Annotated in this window: 1 protein-coding gene; it reads right to left on the bottom strand. The window is 79.0% G+C overall.

The window, feature by feature from the left end; genetic code table 11:
• Positions 1-100 precede the first annotated feature (100 nt).
• Positions 101-1893: helix-turn-helix transcriptional regulator (locus ACTUAL_RS01760; protein WP_440899030.1), on the bottom strand; the 1793-nt coding region annotated here is incomplete at its 5' end.

Here is a 1893-nt window from a genome sequence, read left to right as displayed (position 1 = left end):
CCCGCGCCGAGGCAGACCGCGGCGATCGGCTGAGCTCCTACCGGCTGGGCCGCGACTGGCTTGGCCGCGACGGGACCGGGCCGCGGCAGGACCGGCCCGCTCACGGCAGCCGGTCCAGCGCCACCAGGTCGGGGTGGTCCTTGAGCTGCCTGCGCGAGGTGATGCCGAGCTTGCGGAAGATGTTGCGCAGGTGGGCGTCCACGGTGCGCTTGCTGACGAACAGCTGCACCGCGACCTCCTGCGAGGTGGCCCCGCCGACCACGAGCCCGGCCACCGCGACCTCCTGCGCGGTGAGCTTCTCGCGGTCCGCGCCCGCCCGCCGGTCGACCCGCTCCCCCGCCGCGCGCAGCTCGTTCTCGGCCCGGCGCGCGAAGCCCTCGGCCCCGGAGGCGGACAGCAACCCGCGCGCGGACCCCAGGTGCGCCACCGCGTCCCGGCGGCGGCCCTTGCGGCGCAACCACTCCCCGTACAGCAGGTGGGCGCGGGCCCGGTACGGCACGAGAGGGCTGCGCGCGAGGAGGTCGACGGCGTCCCGGTAGTGCTCCTCCTCGCCGGTGACGAGCCCGCGCGCGCAGGCGGCCACGCCGAGGCTGGACGGGGTGGGGCTGGCCTCGGCGCGCTCGGTGAGCGCGTCGAGGGCCTCGGCGGCGACCGCGTCCTCGCCGCAGCGGACGGCGGCCTCCACCAGCTCCGGCAGGACCGCGCCGACCAGGAACAGCCTGCTGGGCGCGGTGGCCTCGCGCGCGGCGGCGAGGGCGGCCGGGTGGTCGCCGAGGCCGTTGGCCAGCAGGGCGGTGGTCCAGTGCAGGTTGGTGACGCCCCCGCCGCCGGGGCCGCGGTGCTCGGACCCGGCGAGTTCGAGCGCGTCGGCGCGCCTGCCGCGCAGGGCGGCCAGGTGCAGGCGGGGGTGGACCAGCGGGGGTTCGCCCAGCGCGTCGGCCACGGCCTCCTCCTCGGCGGTGGCGGCGAGCGCGACCGCGACGTCGCCCGCGAGGGTGGCGCAGGTGGCGCGCTGGGCCAGGCCGAGGCGGAGGGCGACCGGGGAGCCGAGGGCGCGACCGGTGGTCACCAGGTGCTCGGCGATGGCGGCGAGCGCGTCCAGGTCCCACAGCTCGGCGGCGACCATGACGGAGATCGCGGGCCAGCGCGTCCACAGTGGACTGCCGGTGCCGTGCAGGGCGGCTTTGAGCGCGGGCGCGGCGGCGCGGTAACCGCTGCGGGACAGGGTGATCAGCGCGTCCAGGACGTCGGGCTCGGCGGACGGCGGCGCGGTGCGGGCGGCACGGCTCACGACGTCGTCGACGACTCCACCGCCGCGTCCGACGAGCAGGCTGGTCTCGACGGCCTCGACCAGGCAGTCGCGGGCCCGTTCGGCGTCCACCGGGGACAGCCGTTCGGCGGCGCGGGCCATCAGGTCCGGTCCGCTGCCGTCGTCGGGGCGGGTGAAGGCGACGCGGCCCCTGAGCAGGTCGACCGAGGCGCGGCGGGGTTCGTCCAGCGGGGCCGGGTCGACGGTGCCGAGGAGGGCGGAGGCGGCGTCGCCGTTGCCCGCGTCGAGGTGGGCGCGCACGGCGGCCAGGGTGCGGGCCAGGCGCGGTCCGGCGTCCGGGGACAGCGCGGCGGAGCGCTCCAGGAACGCCGCAGCCGCCGCGACGCCGCCGCGCGCCTGGGCGCGGGAGGCGCAGCGCTCCAGGTCGGCGGCGACCTCGGCGTCCGGGCTGGTGGCGGCCTGGGCGCGGTGCCAGGCGCGGCGGTCGGGCGCGAGGAGCGGGTCGGTGACCTCGGCGAGCGCGCCGTGCGCCCGGCGGCGCTCGTCCGGGGAGGCGGCGCGGTAGGCGGCCGAGCGGGCGAGCGGGTGGCAGAAGCGGATGCGGGCGCCGAACTCGGCGAGTT

This window comes from Actinosynnema sp., assembly GCF_052038725.1.
This window is presented reverse-complemented; position numbering and strand designations above follow the sequence as displayed.